The 20315-nt window shown below is 66.7% G+C and carries 23 protein-coding genes; 9 read left to right on the top strand and 14 right to left on the bottom strand.

Annotation, left to right across the window (positions count from 1 at the left end; all coding sequences use genetic code 11):
- Positions 1-52 precede the first annotated feature (52 nt).
- The 3 genes from glgC to ACIOU8_RS01355 all read left to right on the top strand — a co-directional run bounded on the left by glgC (position 53) and on the right by ACIOU8_RS01355 (position 2723).
- Positions 53-1294, top strand: coding sequence for a glucose-1-phosphate adenylyltransferase (glgC, locus tag ACIOU8_RS01365; RefSeq protein ID WP_400785089.1), 1242 nt, complete (start codon positions 53-55; stop codon positions 1292-1294).
- 61 nt (positions 1295-1355) lie between these two features.
- A complete protein-coding gene (gene serB, locus ACIOU8_RS01360) occupies positions 1356-1991 on the top strand; it encodes a phosphoserine phosphatase SerB (protein ID WP_400785087.1) in 636 nt (211 codons plus the stop codon).
- Between the two features lie 33 nt (positions 1992-2024).
- Positions 2025-2723, top strand: coding sequence for an alpha/beta fold hydrolase (locus tag ACIOU8_RS01355; protein WP_400785085.1), 699 nt, complete (start codon positions 2025-2027; stop codon positions 2721-2723).
- Between the two features lie 21 nt (positions 2724-2744).
- On the opposite strand, the gene ACIOU8_RS01350 is transcribed toward ACIOU8_RS01355, so the two are convergent.
- Complete coding sequence (locus tag ACIOU8_RS01350; protein WP_042537549.1) at positions 2745-3452, bottom strand: beta-ketoacyl-ACP reductase; 708 nt, start codon at positions 3450-3452, stop codon at positions 2745-2747.
- 139 nt (positions 3453-3591) lie between these two features.
- On the opposite strand from ACIOU8_RS01350, the gene ACIOU8_RS01345 reads away from it, so the two are divergent.
- From ACIOU8_RS01345 to ACIOU8_RS01335, 3 genes are all read left to right on the top strand, one after another.
- The gene (locus ACIOU8_RS01345) at positions 3592-4197 is read left to right on the top strand and encodes a DUF4190 domain-containing protein (RefSeq protein WP_400785083.1); all 606 of its coding nucleotides are present in this window, start codon (positions 3592-3594) and stop codon (positions 4195-4197) included.
- Positions 4198-4248: 51 nt separating this feature from the next.
- The gene (locus tag ACIOU8_RS01340; protein WP_400785081.1) at positions 4249-4605 is read left to right on the top strand and encodes a DUF3099 domain-containing protein; all 357 of its coding nucleotides are present in this window, start codon (positions 4249-4251) and stop codon (positions 4603-4605) included.
- 199 nt (positions 4606-4804) lie between these two features.
- Positions 4805-5605, top strand: coding sequence for an SURF1 family protein (locus ACIOU8_RS01335; protein ID WP_400785079.1), 801 nt, complete (start codon positions 4805-4807; stop codon positions 5603-5605).
- 47 nt (positions 5606-5652) lie between these two features.
- On the opposite strand, the gene ACIOU8_RS01330 is transcribed toward ACIOU8_RS01335, so the two are convergent.
- The 5 genes from ACIOU8_RS01330 to ACIOU8_RS01310 form a co-directional block, all read right to left on the bottom strand.
- Positions 5653-6267: a pyridoxal 5'-phosphate synthase gene (locus tag ACIOU8_RS01330; RefSeq protein WP_400785077.1), complete on the bottom strand. Its 615-nt coding sequence runs from the start codon at positions 6265-6267 to the stop codon at positions 5653-5655.
- Between the two features lie 50 nt (positions 6268-6317).
- On the bottom strand, positions 6318-7916 hold the full coding sequence (locus ACIOU8_RS01325) for an ABC-F family ATP-binding cassette domain-containing protein (protein ID WP_042537558.1): 1599 nt from the start codon (positions 7914-7916) through the stop codon (positions 6318-6320).
- Between the two features lie 268 nt (positions 7917-8184).
- On the bottom strand, positions 8185-8778 hold the full coding sequence (locus ACIOU8_RS01320) for an energy-coupling factor transporter transmembrane component T family protein (protein WP_400785075.1): 594 nt from the start codon (positions 8776-8778) through the stop codon (positions 8185-8187).
- Positions 8775-9467 (bottom strand): energy-coupling factor ABC transporter ATP-binding protein, encoded by a 693-nt coding sequence (locus ACIOU8_RS01315; protein WP_400785073.1) that lies wholly within the window; start codon positions 9465-9467, stop codon positions 8775-8777. Before ACIOU8_RS01315 ends, ACIOU8_RS01320 begins: the two co-directional genes overlap by 4 nt.
- Positions 9457-10044, bottom strand: a complete 588-nt coding sequence (locus tag ACIOU8_RS01310; protein WP_400785071.1) for a biotin transporter BioY — start codon at positions 10042-10044, stop codon at positions 9457-9459. Before ACIOU8_RS01310 ends, ACIOU8_RS01315 begins: the two co-directional genes overlap by 11 nt.
- Positions 10045-10100: 56 nt before the next feature.
- Between ACIOU8_RS01310 and ACIOU8_RS01305 the strand changes: the two genes are divergently transcribed.
- Positions 10101-10700 carry a TetR family transcriptional regulator gene (locus tag ACIOU8_RS01305; protein WP_400785069.1) on the top strand — a complete coding sequence of 200 codons (600 nt, stop codon included), beginning with the start codon at positions 10101-10103 and terminating at the stop codon, positions 10698-10700.
- On the opposite strand, the gene ACIOU8_RS01300 is transcribed toward ACIOU8_RS01305, so the two are convergent.
- The 7 genes from ACIOU8_RS01300 to sufB are packed head-to-tail and all read right to left on the bottom strand — an operon-like array spanning position 10663 to position 17248.
- Entirely contained in the window at positions 10663-12036 is a 1374-nt protein-coding gene (locus tag ACIOU8_RS01300) for an MFS transporter (protein WP_400785067.1), read from the bottom strand. The two genes, ACIOU8_RS01305 and ACIOU8_RS01300, sit on opposite strands and share 38 nt — an antisense overlap.
- Entirely contained in the window at positions 12033-13187 is a 1155-nt protein-coding gene (locus ACIOU8_RS01295) for a MalY/PatB family protein (RefSeq protein WP_400785065.1), read from the bottom strand. The genes ACIOU8_RS01300 and ACIOU8_RS01295 overlap by 4 nt, the downstream gene beginning before the upstream one ends.
- Before the next feature lie 2 nt (positions 13188-13189).
- Positions 13190-13519, bottom strand: coding sequence for a metal-sulfur cluster assembly factor (locus ACIOU8_RS01290; RefSeq protein WP_060926108.1), 330 nt, complete (start codon positions 13517-13519; stop codon positions 13190-13192).
- Between the two features lie 10 nt (positions 13520-13529).
- On the bottom strand, positions 13530-14300 hold the full coding sequence (gene sufC / locus ACIOU8_RS01285; RefSeq protein ID WP_400785063.1) for a Fe-S cluster assembly ATPase SufC: 771 nt from the start codon (positions 14298-14300) through the stop codon (positions 13530-13532).
- Positions 14301-14627 carry a non-heme iron oxygenase ferredoxin subunit gene (locus ACIOU8_RS01280; protein ID WP_400785061.1) on the bottom strand — a complete coding sequence of 109 codons (327 nt, stop codon included), beginning with the start codon at positions 14625-14627 and terminating at the stop codon, positions 14301-14303.
- Positions 14624-15829 (bottom strand): Fe-S cluster assembly protein SufD, encoded by a 1206-nt coding sequence (sufD, locus tag ACIOU8_RS01275; RefSeq protein ID WP_400785059.1) that lies wholly within the window; start codon positions 15827-15829, stop codon positions 14624-14626. The genes ACIOU8_RS01280 and sufD overlap by 4 nt, the downstream gene beginning before the upstream one ends.
- Positions 15830-17248, bottom strand: coding sequence for a Fe-S cluster assembly protein SufB (sufB, locus tag ACIOU8_RS01270; RefSeq protein WP_053096457.1), 1419 nt, complete (start codon positions 17246-17248; stop codon positions 15830-15832).
- A gap of 232 nt (positions 17249-17480) precedes the next feature.
- Here sufB and ACIOU8_RS01265 point away from each other — a divergent pair, with 232 nt between their 5' ends.
- On the top strand, positions 17481-18584 hold the full coding sequence (locus ACIOU8_RS01265) for a heme A synthase (protein WP_400785056.1): 1104 nt from the start codon (positions 17481-17483) through the stop codon (positions 18582-18584).
- Positions 18585-18654: 70 nt separating this feature from the next.
- Positions 18655-19098: a hypothetical protein gene (locus ACIOU8_RS01260; protein WP_400785055.1), complete on the top strand. Its 444-nt coding sequence runs from the start codon at positions 18655-18657 to the stop codon at positions 19096-19098.
- On the opposite strand, the gene ACIOU8_RS01255 is transcribed toward ACIOU8_RS01260, so the two are convergent.
- On the bottom strand, positions 19044-19949 hold the full coding sequence (locus ACIOU8_RS01255; protein ID WP_400786834.1) for a heme o synthase: 906 nt from the start codon (positions 19947-19949) through the stop codon (positions 19044-19046). The genes ACIOU8_RS01260 and ACIOU8_RS01255 overlap by 55 nt on opposite strands.
- Between the last annotated feature and the right edge of the window lie 366 nt (positions 19950-20315).

Genomic DNA, 20315 nt, shown 5'->3' with positions numbered 1-20315 from the left:
TCACTTGTCCAGATGCTAGTTAGCCGAGCCGAATCGCATCTATGGTGGGTGCATGTCCGCACCAAAGAAGATCTTCGGCATCATCCTCGCCGGCGGCGAGGGAAAGCGTCTCATGCCCCTCACGGCCGACCGAGCAAAACCTGCAGTGCCTTTCGGCGGACAGTATCGCTTGATCGACTTCGCGATCTCGAACCTCATCAACTCGGGTCTGCGCCAGATCGTCGTCCTCACGCAGTACAAGTCGCACAGTCTCGACCGCCACATCTCGCAGACGTGGCGCATGTCGGCACTCCTCGATTCGTACGTCACCTCCGTGCCGGCGCAGCAGCGCCTGGGCAAGCGCTGGTTCTCGGGCTCAGCGGACGCGATCCTGCAGAGCCTCAACCTCATCAACGATGAGAAGCCGGACATCGTCGTCGTGATCGGCGCCGATCACGTCTATCGCATGGACTTCCGGCAGATGCTCGACGCGCACATCGAGTCCGGTGCGAAGGCCACTGTCGCCGGGATCCGCCAGCCGCTCGCGATGGCGTCCCAGTTCGGCGTGATCGACGCCGACACCGAGTCGGGTCGCATCAAGCAGTTCCTCGAGAAGCCGACCGACATCGCGGGCCTCGAGGACTCCCCTCACGAGGTGCTCGCCTCGATGGGCAACTACATCTTCGACGCCGACGCGCTGATCGCTGCGGTCGAGGCCGACGGAGAATCCCCCACCTCCGGGCATGACATGGGCGGCGACATCGTGCCGTACTTCGTCGATCGGGGCGAGGCCGGCTACTACGACATGAAGCGGAACGACGTCCCGGGGTCGTCCCCGCGCGACCGTTCGTACTGGCGTGACGTGGGTACCATCGACTCCTTCTTCGACGCGCACATGGACCTGATCTCCACACTGCCCATCTTCAACCTCTACAACATGGAGTGGCCCATCCACTCGCAGGCCGTGAACTCGCCGCCCGCGAAGTTCGTGCGAGACTCCGTCGGGCGCATCGGCAATGCGATCGACTCGATAGTGTCCCTCGGATCCGTGCTGTCGGGCACCCACCTCGAGCGCAGCGTCGTGGGCCCGTGGACTCTCGCCGGCGGCGGGTCGACCATCACCGATTCCGTGGTCTTCGACGGTGTGCGAATCGGGGCCGGTTCGCGCGTGCATCGAGCCATCCTCGACAAGAACGTCGTCCTCGCCGATGGAGCGACCGTCGGCGTCGACCGCGAACGCGATCTCGCCCGAGGCTTCACCGTGACTGAATCCGGCATCACAGTGGTGGGCAAGGGTCTCTTCATCGATCGCTGACGGTGCCGACCGCAGACCGCGATGCACGGACAGACGGCTTTCGGTCGATAGGCTCGGAGGCGTGACCGCCGCACGATTCCTCGTCGTCCTCGATGCCGATTCCACCCTCATCCGCAACGAGGTGATCGAGCTGATCGCCGATGAGGCCGGGCGCCGCGACGAGGTGCAGGCGGCGACCGAGGCGGCGATGCGGGGCGAGATCGACTTCGCGACGAGTCTACGGTCGCGAGTGGCCGAGCTCGAAGGTGTCCCCGTGACCGCGTTCGAGCGCGTTCTCGCTCGCATCGAGCCGACGCGCGGCGTCCGCGAACTCACCGCGGCCGTGCACGAGCGCGGTGGTGTGGTCGGCGTCGTGTCGGGCGGATTCCACGAGATCCTCGACGACGTGGCACCCGGACTCGGCGTGGATCGGTGGCGTGCGAACCGACTCGATGTCGTCGACGGCGCACTCTCCGGGCGCGTCGACGGCGAGATCGTCGATGCGGCAGCCAAGGCGACCTCGCTCTGCGAGTGGGCGGACGAGCTCGGCGTGCCCCGACACGCCACGATCGCCATCGGAGACGGCGCCAACGACCTGCAGATGATGGCGGCCGCCGGTCTCGGCCTGGCGTTCAACGCGAAGCCCGCCGTGCGCGAGGCTGCGAGCCTCGTCATCGGACCTCAGGATCTCTCCGAGGTCATCGCACTGCTGCCGTAGCGAATGTCCGATGCCCCGTCTACCCTCGGGCACATGGACATCATCCTCATCCCCGGTCTCTGGCTCGATGCATCCAGCTGGAGCGACGTGATCACCGATCTCGAACGCGCAGGGCACACGGTGCACCCCCTGACGATGCCGGGGGTGGGTCTTCCCGCCGCCGAGTCCGCTGACATCGGCATCGCCGAGTGGGTCGATGCTGCCGTCGCCGCGGTGGACGCCGTCGCCGCACCTGTGGTGGTCGTCGGTCACAGCGGCGGTGGCAACGTCGCCTGGGGCGTCGCCGATGCACGGCCCGACCGCGTATCGCGGGTCGTGTTCGTCGACACCGTGCCACCGCCGTCCGGGTTCCGCATCAGCGAGTTCGAGATCGTCGACGGCGTCGTGCCCTTCCCGGGCTGGGACTTCTTCCCGGCTGAAGACGTCGACGACCTCGACGATGCGACTCGTGCGCGCACCGCGCCGCTCACGCACAGCGTGCCCGCGCGGGTGCCCACTGATGCGATCGAACTCGGCCATGGGGAGCCCCACCGGGTGCCGGTGACGCTGCTCATGGGAGGTCTCGACCAGGAGACGTTCGAGTCCGAACTCGAGCAGTGGGGGCCCTATGCCGACGAGTTCCGTGCGATCGAGGATGCCGAGGTGGTGCGCATCGGCTCAGGTCACTGGCCCCAGTTCTCGGTGCCGGAGAGGCTCGCCGCGCTGCTCGACGCCGCAATCACCCGCCGATGACGGGTGGGCGACGCCGGGGCATCAGTGCCCCATGCCGAGGCCGCCGTCGACGGGGATGACTGCGCCCGAGATGTATCCGGCGTCATCCCCGGCAAGCCACGTGACGACACCTGCCACCTCATCGGGCGTCGCGAAACGTCCGGCCGGGATGTTCGCCTTGTACTGCTTCTGAGTCTCTTCGGGAAGCTCAGCCGTCATGTCGGTCTCGATGAAGCCAGGCGCGACGACGTTCGCGGTGATGCCGCGTCCGCCGAGCTCACGAGTGAGCGAACGTGCGAAACCGACGAGCGCGCTCTTCGACGCCGAGTAGTTCACCTGGCCGGCTGAGCCGTAGAGGCCCACCACGCTGGAGATGAGGATGACTCGGCCGAACCGCGCCCTCAGCATGCCCTTCGACGCACGCTTCACGACGCGGAACGTGCCGCCCAGGTTTGTCGCGACCACGCTGTCGAAGTCGTCCTCGCTCATCCGCAGCAGCAGGGTGTCTTTGGTGATGCCGGCATTCGCCACGACGACCTCGACGGGTCCGAGCTGCTGCTCGACCTCGGTGAAGGCCGCATCGAGCGCCGCGGCATCGGTGACGTCCGCGCGCACAGTGAGAGTGCCCTCGGGGCCTTCACCGCTGCGAGCCGTGACGGCGACGCGGTAGCCGTCCCTGACGAATCGTTCGGCGATCGCGCGGCCGATGCCGCGGTTTCCGCCGGTGACGAGGACGACGCGAGAACTCATTTCCACTCCTGATCTGGCCGGTGCGGGTGTGACGGCCGGGTCGTCATCGATCCTACCGATGATGCTGCGACTCGATCGGGACGACGTTTGACAGAACAGCGACGCGACTGGAACGCTGAACCCGACGAAAGGCTTCACCGTGAGCGACAACAGCATCCCCACTCCGCCTGACGCACAACCGACTTCCCCGCAGCCGGCACCCGCTCCCCACGCTCAGCCGTACCAGACGTTTCCCGGCGCAGCACCGTCGATCGCACCATCGCAGGACCACGCGGCGCCATCGCGGCAACCGCCGCAGTACTCTCCGCCGCAGCCGCCGCAGTACTCCCCGCCGCAGCCGTACGGTGCCGCAACACAGCCGTACGGTGCCGCAGCACAGCCGTACTACGGTGCGTTTGCACCGGGTCAGCCCGGCGCCGGCTATCCGAGTTACGGCGCGATGCCCTACCCCCCGCCTCGCCCCGCCAGCGGCCTCGCGATCACCTCCCTGATCTGCGGAATCGCGGGGGTCGTGCTCTTCTGGGCCGTCGTGCCCCTGCTCGCCTCGATCGTCGCCGTCATCACGGGCCACATGGCTGTGCGACAGACGAAGCAGAACCCGGCGCTGGGTGGCCGCGGCATGGCCTTCGCCGGCCTGATCATGGGATACATCATGGTCGGCTTCCTGGTCATCGGCATCGTCATGACGGTGATCAGCGCCGTGTTCTTGGGCGCCTTCACACTGCCGTTCCTCTTCTCCGTCTGAGCCGCACACGGGCGCGCCGTCATGCCCGCACCGGCGTAGGCTGGACTCATCGTGAAGAGCAAGCCCCTGGTCCCTGCTGTCACCTCGCTTCCGCAGTCGCCGAAGGACGAGGCAGACCATCGCGTGCGCCGATACGCGCTCACGATGACCATCCGCATCGTCTGCTTCGCGCTGATGATGTTCGTGCAGCCGTATGGCTGGTACACCTGGGTGTTCGCGCTGGCTGCAGCGCTCCTCCCCTACATCGCGGTCGTGTTCGCGAACGCGGGCAGCGACAGCACCGAGACCACGGCAGAGTCTCCCGTGCAGCAGCTGGAGGCCCCGGCCCCGGCCCCGGCGCTGCCGGTCGAACAGGACTCCGCTCCTGACGTCATCACCATTCACGAGAGCCGCCAGGATCGCGAGTGAGTGGACTGGAGTGCTCGCGTGCCGGATGCCGGAACGCGGCGACCATGCACGTGGTGTGGCGCAATCCCCGTATCCACGCCGCTGACCGTGAGAAGGTCTGGCTCGCATGCGATGAGCACGTCGGCTTCCTCCACGATTACCTGGCAGCCAGGGACTTCCCCGTGACAGTGAGAGATGGTGTGCCCTCGTGAGTGCGCGGATGGGTAGATGGACCGTATACGTGCTCGTCGCGATCGGATTCGCGATCGCCTGCGCGTTTCTGTCGAATTGGCAGTTCGAGCGCAACGAGACGCGATCCGAGCAGATCGCACTCGTCGAGAAGAACTACGATGCGGACCCCGTTCCGCTCGCCTCCCTCATCGGACCCGACGGAATGCTCGATCCCGGTGACGTGTGGCATCCCGTGGTGCTGAACGGCGAGTACATCGCCGACGAACAGCTTCTGGTGCGCAACCGGCCGCATGGCGGGACCAGCGCATTCGAGGTTCTGGTGCCGTTCCGCGACGTCGACGGTCGTGTGTTCATCGTCGATCGCGGATGGGTGCCGCCGGGCGACGGCGACTCCCCGGATTACGTTCCGGCGCCTCCGACCGGTGAAGTCGAGGTCATCGTGCGTCTGCGTCCGGGCGAGCAGCTTCCCGCCTCTGGGCGCGGTGCCCCCGAGGGACAGGTGCCCACGATCAACCTCCCGTCGATCGCCGAGCTGGTCGACGGAGACGTCATCACGAGCGCGTACGGGCAGATCGTCAGCGAGGACCCGACCGGCGAAGGCACCCTCGGCGGTTTCGGCTCGCCCACAGACGACCCCGGCCCTCATCTGTCGTACGCGATCCAGTGGATCCTGTTCGCCCTGATGGGCTTCATCTTCATCGGGTACATCATCCGCACCGAGATAGTGAAGCATCGTGAAGAGGTCGAGGGCATGCCGGCACCGGTGAAGAAGTCCCGGCGGCGCGACAAAGATGCCGATGTCGAAGACGAGCTCCTCGACGCACGCTGACACGCCTCGTGGCGCAAGAGCGCCCTAGCGGATGCCTGTCAGCACGCTCATGTCGTCCGCGCTTCTCCCGACGTACGATCCGCGAGACCGCCGGTGATCGTCCGAGACCACCCGTCGTCGGCGGCGTCGAAGATGACCCGCGTGTGACGGCGGTCTCGCGACCCCTGCCAGAACTCGATCCGAGTCGGGATGATCCGCCACACCGCCCAATCGCCGTCCGCGACCTCCGCCTGCGCGGCCGGGGAGCGCGCGGCGAGGTCGGCGGCGCTCTCCTCGAGGCTCGCTTCCTCCACACGACCGCGCACCCGCACCGCGCGCACCTGCGGCTGCCACCAGAAATTGAGCGCCGCGGCGGGGACGGCGTCGAGTTGTGCGCCTTTACGAGACGACCTCGTGCTGGCGAACGCCCACCCTTGGTCGTCGATCCTCTTCAGGATGAGCGTGCGGGCATCGGGAATTCCCCCGGCATCCACTGTCGCGAGGGTGACCGTATGCGGCTCCGCGACTCCTGCATCCGACGCTGCGCGCAACCACGTGGCGAAGAGCTCGCTCGGGTCATCCGGCAGCGCGTCGAGGTCCCAGTCCGGAGCTGTCCCGGTGAGGGCATGTCGGCCTCTCAGCCACTCGTTGAGAGAGCCAAGGGTGTCAGATGGGTGCGTCACCCTCTCGACTATGCCACCGACCTCGGACCGAATGCCTCCGCCGGGCCCGATCAGGCGAGCTCGATGAGGTCCTGGTACTCCTGGCTCCAGAGATCTTCGACGCCATCGGGGAGGATCAGCACGCGCTCGGGGTTGAGCGACTGCACCGCACCAGGGTCGTGCGAGACGAGCACGACTGCTCCCTCGTAGTGCGCGAGCGCGCCGAGGATCTCCTCGCGCGAAGCGGGGTCGAGGTTGTTGGTGGGCTCATCGAGCAGCAGCAGGTTCGCGGACGAGACCACCAGCGTCGCGAGCGAGAGACGCGTCTTCTCACCACCCGAGAGCACTCCGGCGGGCTTGAGAACGTCGTCTCCCGTGAACAGGAACGAGCCGAGCACCCGGCGCGCTTCCATCTCGGTGATGTGCGGAGCGGCCGACACCATGTTCTCGAGCACCGATCGATTCACATCGAGGTTCTCGTGCTCCTGCGCGTAGTACCCGACCTTGAGTCCGTGTCCGGGCTCGAGCTGACCGGTGTCGGGCTGGTCGACCCCTGCGAGCATGCGCAGCAGCGTCGTCTTTCCTGCACCGTTGAGTCCGAGCACGACGACCTTGGATCCGCGGTCGATCGCGAGGTCGACGTCGGTGAAGATCTCGAGTGAGCCGTAGGACTTCGAGAGTCCGGTCGCCATCATCGGGGTCTTGCCGCACGGAGCGGGCTTCGGGAAGCGCAGCTTGGCGACGCGTTCTTCCTGGCGGACGTCATCGAGTCCGGCGAGCAGCTTGTCGGCACGTGCGATCATCTGATGAGCGGCAGCGGCCTTCGACGCCTTCGCCCCGAAGCGGGCCGCCTGCAGCTGCAGGGTCGTGGCCTTCTTCTCGGCGTTGGCGCGCTCCTTCTTGCGGCGCTCCTCATCGGCCACCCGCTGGCGCAGGTAGTTCTTCCAGTTCATGTTGTAGGTGTCGATGATCTGGCGATTGGCGTCGAGGTAGAACACCCTGTTGACGGTCTCGCCGACGAGTTCGACGTCGTGGCTGATCACGATCAGCCCGCCCTTGTAGTTCTTGAGGAACTCGCGCAGCCACACGACACTGTCGGCGTCGAGGTGGTTGGTCGGCTCGTCGAGGATCATCGTCTCAGCATCCGAGAAGAGGATGCGGGCCAGCTCGATACGACGGCGCTGACCGCCCGACAGAGTCGAGAGCGGCTGGTCGAGGATGCGGTCGGGCAGAGACAGGTTGTTCGCGATGGAGGCCGCCTCGGCCTCGGCCGCGTAGCCGCCCTGTCCTTCGAACTCCTCGGTGAGGCGCGCGTAGCGCTTCATCGCCTTGTCGGCGACCGCGGGGTCATCGGACCCCATCGCGAGTGCCGCTTCGCTCATCCCGAGGTTGAGCTGGCCGAGTCCGCGGGCGTCGAGGATTCGCGTGCGAGCGAGGTCTTCGGGGTTGCCCGATCGCGGATCCTGCGGCAGGTAGCCGAGCTGACCCGAGCGGGTCACGCTTCCGCCGGACGGCAGGACGTCACCGGCGAGCACCTTGGTGAGCGTGGTCTTTCCTGCACCGTTGCGGCCGACGAGACCGATCTTGTCTCCGTCGCTCACACGGAACGACACGTTCTCCATCAGGAGGCGTGCGCCCACGCGGATCTCGAGTTCGTGCACGGCAAGCACAGGCGGGATGTCCGTTCTTTCAAGGGGATTCGGGCCGAGGGGCCAAACTCCCAGTATAGATCGCCCTGCTGAGTGTTCAGTCGACGCGCAGATCATGGCCGGATCTACCTCTCCCGGGGATGCGGTCGATACCTCAGGGTGATGCCCCACCTGCCGCCTGCTTCTTAGCCTTCTGAGGTGGATGTCATCAACGAGCTCATTCTGCAGGCTGGACACGACCCGGTGGGCGTGGATGCGTCGTCCGCGAGTCGCCTCAGCATCCCGCTGATCACACCAGTCCGCGCGCGGCGAGAGCGTCGCCGACCTCGTCCGCGTGGCGTAGCGTCCTCACCATGAGCGGCACGGCGGTTCGAAGCCCGAGACGGATGCCGCGTGCCCGCTGGGCGTCGCGCACCGCATGCGCGAACCCGGCGACCACCGGGATCATCGTGAGGGTCAGTGAGATCGTCATCGCGATCGCATCGGCGTCGACGCCCAGCTTCCGCAGCGGCCGCAGCGTTCGATGCAGCACGGCGAGCAGATCACCCATCCGGGTGGTGATCGTCAGGAGCCCGGCGAGCAGAAGCAGCGACATCACCCTGGCGGTGCTGATCCATGCGGTGAGCGGCGATACGAAGATCCACAGCGCCCACCCGAGAACCAGCACGAGCCAGCGCAGCCGCCACATCTCGACGATCAGAACCTTCACCGGCAACCCGGCGACGAGGTACAGCATGCATACGACGACGAGTGAGATCGTGACACTCCATGCGCCATGCGGGTATGCGGACGACACGAGCGCGAGCGCCGCGAACAGCGCGAGCTTGGGCCCCGTCGGCATCCGGTGGATGGTGCTCGCTCCGGGCCGATACGACTGGATCATCCGCACCGCTCGCGGTATTCGGCGACCACGTCCTCCGGGGTGCCGGCTGCGATGAGCGAACCTGCGTCGAAGAGCACCGCATGGTCGCATCTCGCTGCAAGATCGAGGTCGTGGGTGACGATGACGACCTGCGACGGCAGCGCCAGCAGCAGGTCGGAGATCTTTCGCGAGTTGCGCAGGTCGAGCAGCGTGGTCGGCTCGTCGGCCACGATCAACCGGGGCTCGGTGATCAGAACCGAGGCGAGAGCGAGCAGCTGCTTCTGACCGCCTGACAGCTCAGACGCGGGGATGTCCGCCCTGTCGGTCAGCCCATGATCGGCGAGTGCGCCGGCCACCCGACTGGCGATCTCGGCTCGGGGCGAGCCGCGCAGCGAGAGCGCGAGGTCCTCAGCGGGCGTCGGCATCAGGATCTGCGCCTGCGGGTCGGAGAAGACGAATCCGACGCGGCGCCGAAGAGCCTTCGTGTCCCGACGCGAGTCGAGCTCATGAACCGTGACTCGCCCTGCATCCGGCAGTACGAGTCCGTTCAGCAGGCGCGCGAACGTCGACTTGCCCGATCCGTTCGCGCCGATCACCGCGATCCTCGGCGCCGTGAGCTCAACGCTCACAGCACGCAGGATCGACCGCCCGTCCCGCTCGACCGTGACATCGTCGAGCGAGATCGATCCGACCGCGGTCTCAGATCGCACGGACGGATGCGGGCGCTGCGGGGGCACGCACGCCGAACGCCCGGGGGTACGCGCGCCGCAGCGCGAGCACCAGCGCCGTCGCCGCGGCCGCCTTCAGCAGATCGCCCGGCAGGAACACCAGGCTCGCAAGCGCGGTCGGGCCGAGGTCGAGCCCGAGCACGAGCGCTGTCACGGGGATCCCGCACAGATACACGACGAGGATGCCGCCGACGACGACTCCCAGGGCGACCCGCCACCAGCTGAGCCGACCGCTGCCCACGATGAGGCCGATCACGATGACGCCTGCCACCCATCCGAGCAGGTATCCGGCAGTCGGACCGACGAAGACGCCGACGCCGCCCCGCCCACCGGCGAGGACGGGAAGTCCGATGGCGGCGAGAGCGAGCACCAGCAGAATCGAGAGCGGGGCCAGGCGGGGTCCGAGCACAGCACCGGCGAGCATGACTCCCAGTGTCTGCGCCGTGATCGGCACTCCACCGGGAATCGGTATCGTCACCATGCCGAGAACGACGATGAGCGCGGCGAAGATCGCCACTCTCGCCAGTTCACGACCGAGGTCATCACGTTGCTGAGTCACTGTCCGACACCTTCCTGAACACCGTTCACTTGAACGGTGTTCACTATACTGATCGCATGACCCCAGAGCACAACTCCGCGCGTCACGACCGCGGCGGCGTCACACGCGCGGCGCTCGCCCTGCTCGACGAGGTCGGTCTGGCCGACCTGTCTATGCGCCGGATCGCGGGCAGGCTCGATGTGCAGCCGAGCGCCCTCTACTGGCACTTCACGAGCAAGCAGGAGCTGCTGGCAGCGCTGGCAGACCGGATCACCGCAGGGATCCCCCGCGACGATGCCGACGTGCTGACAACCGCGCGCAGCATCCGCGACGCCCTCTTCACCTACCGTGACGGGGCAGAGCTGGTGCTCAGCACCTACGCGCTGCGTCTCGGCTCGTCCTACGCCCAGACGGCGCTCGAGGCCGCCCTCGCGCGTCACGGTCACACAGACGTCGCCGAGCGAGCAGCGGCACTCCTGCACTTCGTTCTCGGCCACGCGACTCTCGTCCAGCAGCGCATGCACGCTGAGAGCCACGGGGCGGCTCTCGCCGATGGCACGGCAGACGTCACCGCCGGCCTGGACCGCGTCTTCGACCTGGGCGTCACAGAGATCGCCGGGGAACCGGCCAACACCGGCCTCAGCCCTCAGACGCCTCCGCGGCGTGGCCCAGTCTGAGTCCCGGCACGAACGCCACCAGCACCAGACCGAGGCAGAACACGAACACCACTCCGAACGACGCGGAGTCTCCGCCCAGCGTCGCGACGAGCAACCCGGCCAGCGCGATCGTCACCGCGGAACCTGCGGCGTCGGAGATCGACAGCGCCGACGAGTTGAACCCCTGATTGCCCTCGTTCGAGTACGCCAGCGTGAGCACCGTGAGGCGTGGATACAGCAGCCCCATGCCACCGCCGGCGAAGCCCCAACCGACGACGACGAACACGGGCGACACGCCCCACTGCGCCGCCGCGAAGACGAGTGCGAGCGCCAGGAGGAGGAGCGACAGGCTGATCACGGTGATGCGGGTGTTGCCGAGACGTTCGCCGAAGATCCCCTGCAGCTGCGAAGCCCCGGCCCACGCGAAGGCAGCCAGCATGAGCGCGATCCCCGCCCAGGTCGCCGTGAAGCCGAAGCGCTCCATCAGCAGGTAGGGGATGTACGCCTCGGCCGCGAAGAACGCGCCTGCGGCGATGCCGCGCATGAGGACGACGCTCGGCAGACCTCGCCCCGCACGAAGCGTGCGCCGCGGAACCAGCGGCAGCAGGGCAACGGCGATCACGACGACGGATCCGAGCGCCACCGGCCATGCGACGCGCACGCTCAGCTCCGCCGTGAGACCGACAAGCACCGCAAAGACCGCGACGAGCACCGCGAGAAGCAGACGGACGACGAGCGCGCGGCGATCCTGAGGTCCACCACGTCCGAGGTCGACGCCACGCAATCGGGCCACGACGGTCACGAAGGCGACAGTCGTCAGCACGGCGACGCCGAGGAACGCCCAGCGCCAATCGAGGTACTCGGCAACCGCTCCGGCGAGGAACGGACCGATCATCGACGGCACGACCCACGCGGCTGCGAACGCCGCGAACACTCTGCCGTGAAGCTGGGGCGGATACAGCCGAGCCACCACGACATACAGCGCCACGGTCTGCCCACCTGCGCCGAGACCCTGAACCAGGCGCCCGACGAGGAACTGGTCCATCGTCACAGCGAAGCCCGACAGCAGCAGGCCGGCGATGAACAACGAGACGGCGGCGTACAGAGCCCCGCGGGGTCCCCGAGAATCCGCCCACGCACCCGCCGCGACCATGCCGATCACACTCGTCGCGAGGGTTCCGGCGAAGGCCACAGCATAGAGCTCGCGGCCGTCGAGGGACTCTGCGACGATCGGCATGACGGTCGTGACCGCCAGCGCCTCGATCGCGGCGAGGAAGATCAGCGCGACTGCACCGACGGTGACCCAGAGTCGTTCCCGGTCCCAGATCGATGCGGTCTGCTGATGCCCGGTGATCATCGATCCTCGAGCGACGCGATGCGCTCGATGGCCTCGGTGATGATCTCGGGGCTCGTGCCGAAGTTCAGCCGGACGAATCCTCTGCCCTGCTCGCCGAAGGCGGGGCCGAAGTGCAGGGCGACCTTCGCCTCCTTGAGGATCCGCCGCGCGGGATTGTCTCCCCACCCCAGACCCGAGAGATCGATCCAGGCCAAGTACCCGGCATCGGGGATCCGATAGCGTGCGGCAGGGAGCCTCGACGCGAGCAGATCTTCGAGCAGCACGCGATTCGCATCGAGCGTCCTGAGCAGCCCGTCGAGCCAGGCGTCGCTCTCCTCAGAGAATGCGGCCACTGCCGCGAGGAGTCCGAACTGCCCGGTGCGCCACTCGACCTCGATCGGAAGCCCGCGCACGACGGCGCTGGTGCGGTCGGAAGCGGTCACCATGAGCGCGCACTTGAGACCAGCGAGATTGAAGGCCTTGCTCGCGCTCACGACGGCGTAGCCGACGCGCTCGGCGGCGTCGCCGACATCGAGGAACGGCGTGAACCCGGTTCCCGGCTGGGCGAGCGGCGCATGGATCTCATCCGAGATCACCGCAACGCCGTACTCGTCGGCGATCTCGGCGAGAGCGGCCAGCGAGTCGCGGTCGTGCACCGTGCCGGTCGGATTGTGCGGGTTGCAGAGCAGCATCGCGGCGGCACCGTCGTCGAACGCCGCGCGGATGCCGTCGAGATCGAGTTCCCACCCCGTGCCGGTATCGATCAGCGGCACCCGAGCGACCTCGGCGCCCGCCTCGGAGACCAGGTCGAAGAAGGGCGGATACACCGGCGGGGTGACGACCACGCGCTCCCCCGGCTGCGTCACACGGCGCAGGATCTCGACGATCCCCATGCTCACGTCGGCCGTCGTTCGCATCTGCGACGGATCGACGTGCCAGCCGAAACGACGGAGCGCGAAGTCCGCGTATGCCTCGGCAAGCGGCGTGCGTGAGGCTATGTACCCCGTGTCGCCGATGTCGACAGCGCGTCGAAGAGCGGATGAGATCGCCGGCGCCAACGGAAAGTCGGTCTCCGCGACGAAGAGCGGAAGCACATCGGCGGGATACTCCCTCCACTTCTCGCTGCTGCGCTCGCGGAGCTCCGCCAGGGGCAGAGCCGTGACCTCGAGCATCCTCAGATGGCGAAGCCGAGAGCGCGCATCATGTCGCGCCCGTCGTCCGTGATCTTCTCCGGACCCCACGGCGGCATCCACACCCAGTTGATGCGGAAGCGATCGACGACGCTGTCCAGAGCCTGAGCGGTCTGGTCCTCGAGAACGTCGGTCAGCGGGCAGCCCGCGCTGGTGAGCGTCATGTGGATGACGAGAGCATCGTTCTCGTCATCCCACGCCAGATCGTAGATGAGGCCGAGGTCGACGACGTTGATCCCGAGCTCCGGGTCCATGACGTCTTTGAGAGCCTCGGTGACCTCGTCGTACTTCGCGTCGGTGAGGGTGGCTGTCATGCGAATCAGCCTACGCCTCGATGGGGGCTGCAGGGTCGAGGAAACGGTCGTATCCCTCGTCCTCGAGCCGATCAGCGAGCTCCGGGCCACCCTCTTCGACGATCTTGCCCGCGACGATCACGTGTACGAAGTCGGGACGGATGTAGCGGAGGATGCGGGTGTAGTGCGTGATGAGCAGCACGCCGAGGCCCGTCGACTCCTTGGCGCGATTGACGCCTTCGGAGACGATCTTCAGCGCGTCGACATCGAGACCGGAGTCGGTCTCGTCGAGGACTGCGAACTTCGGCTTGAGCACCTCGAGCTGAAGGATCTCGTGGCGCTTCTTCTCACCACCGGAGAAGCCCTCGTTGACGTTGCGCTGAGCGAACTTCGGGTCCATGCGGAGGTTGGACATGGCGGTCTTGACGTCCTTCGTCCACCCGCGGATCGCCGGCGCCTCGCCGTCGATCGCGGTCTTGGCCGTGCGGAGGAAGTTCGTCACCGTCACGCCGGGAATCTCGACGGGGTACTGCATCGCGAGGAAGAGGCCCGCACGAGCGCGCTCGTCGACGCTCATCGCGAGGACATCCTCGCCGTCGAACGTGATCGAGCCGGACGCCACCGTGTACTTCGGGTGGCCGGCGATCGTGTACGCGAGCGTCGACTTGCCCGAGCCGTTGGGGCCCATGATCGCGTGCGTCTCACCCGTGTTCATCGTGAGGGTGATTCCGTTGAGGATCGGGGTGATTCCCGCCTCGGTCTCGACCGTCACGTAGAGGTCGCGGATTTCGAGAACAGACATTCAGACTTCCTTCGTCACAGTCGGGTCGATGAGCACGTCGTCGCCGTCGATCTCGACGACGTAGACCGGAACGGGCTCATAAGCGGGGAGATTCTGGGGCTTGCCGGTGAGCAGCGAGAATGCGGAGCCGTGGGCCCAGCATTCCACCGTCTCTCCTTCGACGAAGCCCTCAGAGAGGGAGATGTCGCCGTGGGTGCAGACGTCTCCGATGGCGTGGATGACGCCCTCGGAATCCTTGATCACGGTGATCGGCACGCCGTTCGGCTCGACGCGGATCGGCAGATCCTGTTCGAGCTCGGCGACGCCGCAGACGCGCTCCGCGGTCATGCGTTCACCTCGGCGAGCTCCGTCTCGATCGCGGCGAGAAGCTCGGCCTCCAGCGCGGGGATTCCCAGACGCTGCACGATGTCGGTGAGGAACCCGAGCACGACGAGACGGCGGGCTTCCTCTTCGCTGATGCCTCGGGCCTGCAGGTAGAACAGCTGCTCGTCGTCGAAACGACCGGTGGCGCTGGCGTGGCCTGCTCCGAGGATGTCTCCGGTCTCGATCTCGAGGTTCGGGATCGAGTCGGCGCGAGCGCCCTCGGTGAGCACCAGGTTGCGGTTGGCCTCATACGAGTCCGTGCCGTTCGCGTCGGCGCCGATCAGCACGTCGCCGATCCAGACGCTGTGCGCGCCCTTGCCCTGGAGCGCACCCTTGTAGAGCACGTCGCCCTTGGTGTGCGGCCCCTTGTGATGCAGGAACACCTGGCTCTCGAGGTGCTGCCCCGCGTCGGCGTAGGAGAGTCCGTAGAGGTAGCCCTCCGAGCCTGCGCCGGCGAGCTCGACGCTGGGGTTCACGCGCACGACACCGCCGCCGAAGCTGATGACGAAGTGCTTGAGCGTGGCATCCGCGTCGACTCTGGCCTGGTGCGCAGACGTGTGCACAGCCTCGTCCTGCCACTGCTGCAGGCTGATGACGGTGAGCTTCGCGCCGTCGCGCACGATGATCTCGACGTTCTGCGAGTACTGCGCCGCGCCCGTGTGCTGCAGCACGACGGTCGCAGAGCTGTGCTCGAGCGCCTCGATGACGAGGTGGGCGTCGGCGCGACGGTCTGCGCCGAGTCCGTCGATCGCGATGAAGACGGGCTCCGCGACCTCTTCTTCACGCGGGATGCGGATGTGCAGCGCCTCGGGCGAGCCCTGCCACGCGATCGCGGCGGTGATGTCCTCGGCGAGGAAGACCTCTCCGCGCGGTGCATCTCCGGCGGCCAGCGGGGCCGACACGTACTGCTCTCCCGAGCCGAACGAGTAGCTCACGCCGTCGCCCGAGCCCGCGACCTCGAAGAGAGGCGAGAGCTTGGCGACCGGGGTGTGCTTCCAGTTGACCTCGCGCCCGGTGGGAGCACCGAAGTCGTCGGGGTCGAAGGAGTGAGGGCGCTCCGAGCGGGTCTGCACCGGAACGAATCCGGCTTCTGAGACCTGTGCTGCGGGGTCGATGTGCGCGTTCGTGTGCTGCGCCTCGCTGGGCGCTGTCGTCGAGGCCGCCATTTAGCCGACCGATCCTTCCATGCCCATCTCGATGAGCTTGTTCAATTCCATCGCGTACTCCATGGGCAGTTCCCGCGCGATCGGCTCGATGAAGCCGCGCACGATCATCGCCATCGCCTCGTCCTCGGGCATCCCACGAGACTGCAGGTAGAAGAGCTGCTCTTCACTGACCTTCGAGACTGTCGCCTCGTGACCGAGCTGCACGTCGTCGACACGGATGTCGATGGCCGGATACGTATCGGACCGCGACTTCGTGTCGACCAGCAGGGCGTCGCAGCGGACGGTGTTCGCAGAGTGGTGCGCATTGGCGTCCACCCGGACCTCACCGCGGTACCCCGCACGACCGCCACCACGGGCGATCGACTTCGAGACGATGGACGACTGGGTGTACGGCGCCATGTGGATCATCTTCGCGCCGGCGTCCTGGTGCTGGCCGGGACCCGCGAAGGCGACCGAGAGCGTCTCCCCCTTGGCGTGCTCGCCCATCAGGTAGATCGACGGGTACTTCATCGTTACCTTGGAGCCGATGTTCCCGTCGACCCATTCCATCGTCGCTCCCTCGTGCGCGACCGCACGCTTGGTGACGAGGTTGTAGACGTTGTTCGACCAGTTCTGGATCGTCGTGTACCGAACGCGGGCGTTCTTCTTCACGATGATCTCGACCACGGCAGAGTGCAGCGAGTCCGACTTGTAGATCGGAGCCGTGCAGCCCTCGATGTAGTGGACGTAGCTGTCTTCGTCGGCGATGATCAGGGTCCGCTCGAACTGGCCCATGTTCTCGGTGTTGATGCGGAAGTAGGCCTGCAGGGGGATCTCGACGTGCACGCCCTTGGGGACGTAGACGAACGAGCCGCCCGACCACACGGCGGTGTTCAGCGCGGCGAACTTGTTGTCGCCCGCCGGGATCACGGTGCCGAAGTACTCCTCGAAGAACTCGGGGTGCTCACGCAGAGCGGTGTCGGTGTCCATGAAGATGACGCCCTGCTCCTCCAGGTCCTCGCGGATCTGGTGGTAGACGACCTCGGACTCGTACTGTGCGGCGACACCGGCCACGAGGCGCTGGCGCTCCGCCTCGGGGATGCCGAGGCGTTCGTAGGTCTCGCGGATCTCCGCGGGGAGGTCCTCCCAGGACTGCGCCTGCTTCTCGGTGGAGCGCACGAAGTACTTGATGTTGTCGAAGTCGATCTCGCTGAGGTCTGCACCCCAGGTCGGCATCGGCTTGCGTCCGAAGAGCTGATAGCCCTTGAGACGGGTCTTCAGCATCCATTCGGGCTCGTGCTTGAGCGCCGAGATCCCGCGTACCACCTCTTCGGAGATTCCACGCTTGGCGATGGCTCCGGCGGCATCTTCGTCATGCCATCCGAATTCGTACACCCCCAGGCCGTCAAGCTCCGGGCGGTCGATCAGTACATCCGACATCACACACTCTCCTCACAGGTCCCAAACGGTGTCATCCGCCCCGACACACCTGATCCCCGTCGAGTCTGCGGGAGCGGGTGCCGTTGGTGGGCCCTCATCACCGGCGCATCCATCGCGCCTAAACTGTTGGTGATGCTTCAGCGCGGTAAGCGCTCATCACAACAATCCGATTCTACAGGTTCCGCCTGAAGACAGGGCCGCTCGCCATGTCCGGGCGGTTCGGAGAAGACTTATGCCCCAGCCCACGATCTCCGCCTCCGCGAACGCACCTGCGTCGACGCATGCGATCCTCTGGGGACGAGCGCTCCGTGTGTTCGCCTGGCTGTCTTTCCTGGCTCAGACGATCATCATCGGCACCGGCGGCGCAGTGCGCCTCACCGGATCCGGCCTCGGGTGCTCGGAGTGGCCGCTCTGCACCCCCGAGTCGCTCGTGCCGATCTATGCCGACCAGGGAATCCACGGCATCATCGAGTTCGGCAACCGCGTCATGACGGGCGTCGTCGGCATCATCGCCCTCGCCGTCCTGCTGCTCGTGCTGGCGCGTGTCGGCGGCCGACTGCTGGTGTTCTCCGCCCTGCGTTTCGCGGCTGCCGGCGTCGTCGCGGCCGTCATCACCTTCGTGATCGTGTCGCTGTTCTCGATTCCCGCGACTCCGTTCGCCATGGGCGCTCTGCTCGTCTCCGTGGTCGCTGCCATGGTGCGCTCGTTCGGTCTGACGACCGAGCGACGTGATCTCGTCATCCTCGCCTGGATCGTGCTGCTCGGAGTCGTCGCACAGGCGCTCGTCGGCGGCATCACCGTGCTCACCGGCTTGAACCCCTTCATCGTCGGGTTCCACTACGTGTCCTCGCTGCTGCTGGTGTGCGTCACCGCAGCGTTCCTGGTGCGCCTCTACGGGCAGCCGGGTCCGAGGGAGCGCGCGGTCCCGAAGTGGTTCGCGGCCCTGAGCCACGTCACCGGCCTGGCTCTCGCCGTGACGATCGTCTTCGGCGTGCTCACCACCGGATCCGGCCCGCATTCCGGTGATGCCGACGTGCTGCGCCACGGATTCGACGCCACCGTGCTCGCACACGTCCACGCGTGGCCCGGATACGTTCTCGCCGCGCTCGTCGCCGCGCTGACGATCTCGGCGTGGGTACTGCGTCTCGAGCCCCGCAAGTGGCTGCTCGTGCTCGTGCTCGCGATCCTCGTGCAGGTAGGTGTCGGCATCTGGCAGGCGCGTGAGGGTCTCCCTCCACTGCTCGTCGGCATCCACATGGTGCTCGCCTCGCTCTCGGCCGCGGCCTACACGGTCGTGGTGCTGCACCTGAAGAAGCCCGTCGCGCCCCAGGAGTGACGGGCGCGGCACAGTGGATGCATAGCTGCGGCATCAGAGGCTCATCAGTTCGTCGTGCAACGTGGCCGGCATGAACAAGTCACTGACACGCAGCATCGGCTTCTGGCTCCTCCTCGTGCTCTCGCTCGCCTCGGCTGGTGTGGGCGGTTGGCTCATCGCCGGCCAGATCGGCACCATGACGAGCACTCTGCTCGATGGCACGGCCACCGGCATCGAGGTCTATGTCGGGCAGTCGCTCGTCGTCGTCGGGGCCGCGCTCCTGGGCGCGGGCGTCATCGGCATCCTGATCGCCGTCGGCCTGAGTGCCGTGCAGGCGCTCCTGCCGGCACCTGCACCGGTCGTCGTCGAGCCGATCGACTGGAACGCCGAATCAGATGCCGTCGACGACAACGAGACCACGACGGTCGAGAACGACACGACCGACACGGATGCCGCGAAGACCGCCGAGGATGACGAGGCTCAGAAGGGCAGCAGCGGGTCGACCGCGACGGCTACGAAGATCAGCGTCAAGTAGGTGATCGAGGCGTGGAAGACTCGCATCGGCCGCGCCTCGTTGCCGCGCACCGCCTGGTTGTACAGGCGGTGCGACTCGTAGATGAACCAGCCGCCGAACACGGCGGCCGAGACGCCGTAGACGAGGCCCATGCTCGCGATCGGGATCAGCAGCAGCGAACAGGCAACGGTGGCCCAGGCATACAGGATGACCTGGAGTCCGACCTGCGAGGCGTTGCGGGTGACGCCGAGCATGGGCACGTCGACGTCTTCGTAGTCGTCCTTGTACTTCATCGAGAGCGGCCAGTAGTGCGGCGGCGTCCAGAGGAAGATGAGCGCGAAGAGGATGAACGCCGGCCAGTCGAGCGAACCGGTGACCGCGGCCCAGCCGATGAGCACGGGGAAGCATCCGGCGATGCCACCCCAGATGATGTTCTGCTCGGTGCGGCGCTTGAGGATCATCGTGTAGATCACGACGTAGAAGAAGATGGCGGATGCCGACAGCGTCGCCGCCAGCCAGTTCGTCGTGAACCACAGCCACACGGTGGAGACCACTGCCAGGGTCCACGAGAAGATGAGCGCGCCCCTCGGGGTGATCTCACCCGTGACGAGCGGGCGGTTCTCGGTGCGATGCATATGGGCGTCGATGTCGCGGTCGAGGTACATGTTGAACGCCGCGGCGGACCCGGCGCTCAACGATCCGCCGATCACGGTGGCCAGGACCAGCCACAGGTCGGGCAGCCCCCCCTGGGCGAGGAACATCACCGGGACGGTCGACACCAGCAGCAGCTCGAGGACGCGCGGCTTGGTGAGGGCGACGTACGCCTTCACGGTGCGACCGATGGACTTCTTCACAACGGTCTGATCAGACATCGTCGAGATCTCGATCGCCTCCTCCACACGCGTCACGACAGCGTTTCCCAGTCTAGGGCACGCGAGACGAGGCGCTCGCCCGTGCTCCGGCCCTGATCCCTCTTCCAAGCTCTGCATGCGCCTCGCCCGGGCGTCACGGGATCGCGTTCCAGGAACCATGATCCGCAGTCCCACCGGGCTGTGGAACACGGGGCAGATCCATGGAATTACTGGAAGCGCGGAGCGTTGTAAAGGGGGGTAATGGGTCAGACCTCGGCGCTATGCTGAAATGACTCGCGCGCCCGGCGCACATCACAACCCCATCCTTTGCGTTGCGGACTGCGATCGTGCAATCCGGGTGCTCTCGAACAGTTGCAGAAGGGCTTC

It is taken from the genome of Microbacterium sp. NPDC087589, assembly GCF_044743635.1.
Lineage (GTDB): Bacteria > Actinomycetota > Actinomycetes > Actinomycetales > Microbacteriaceae > Microbacterium.
This window is presented reverse-complemented; position numbering and strand designations above follow the sequence as displayed.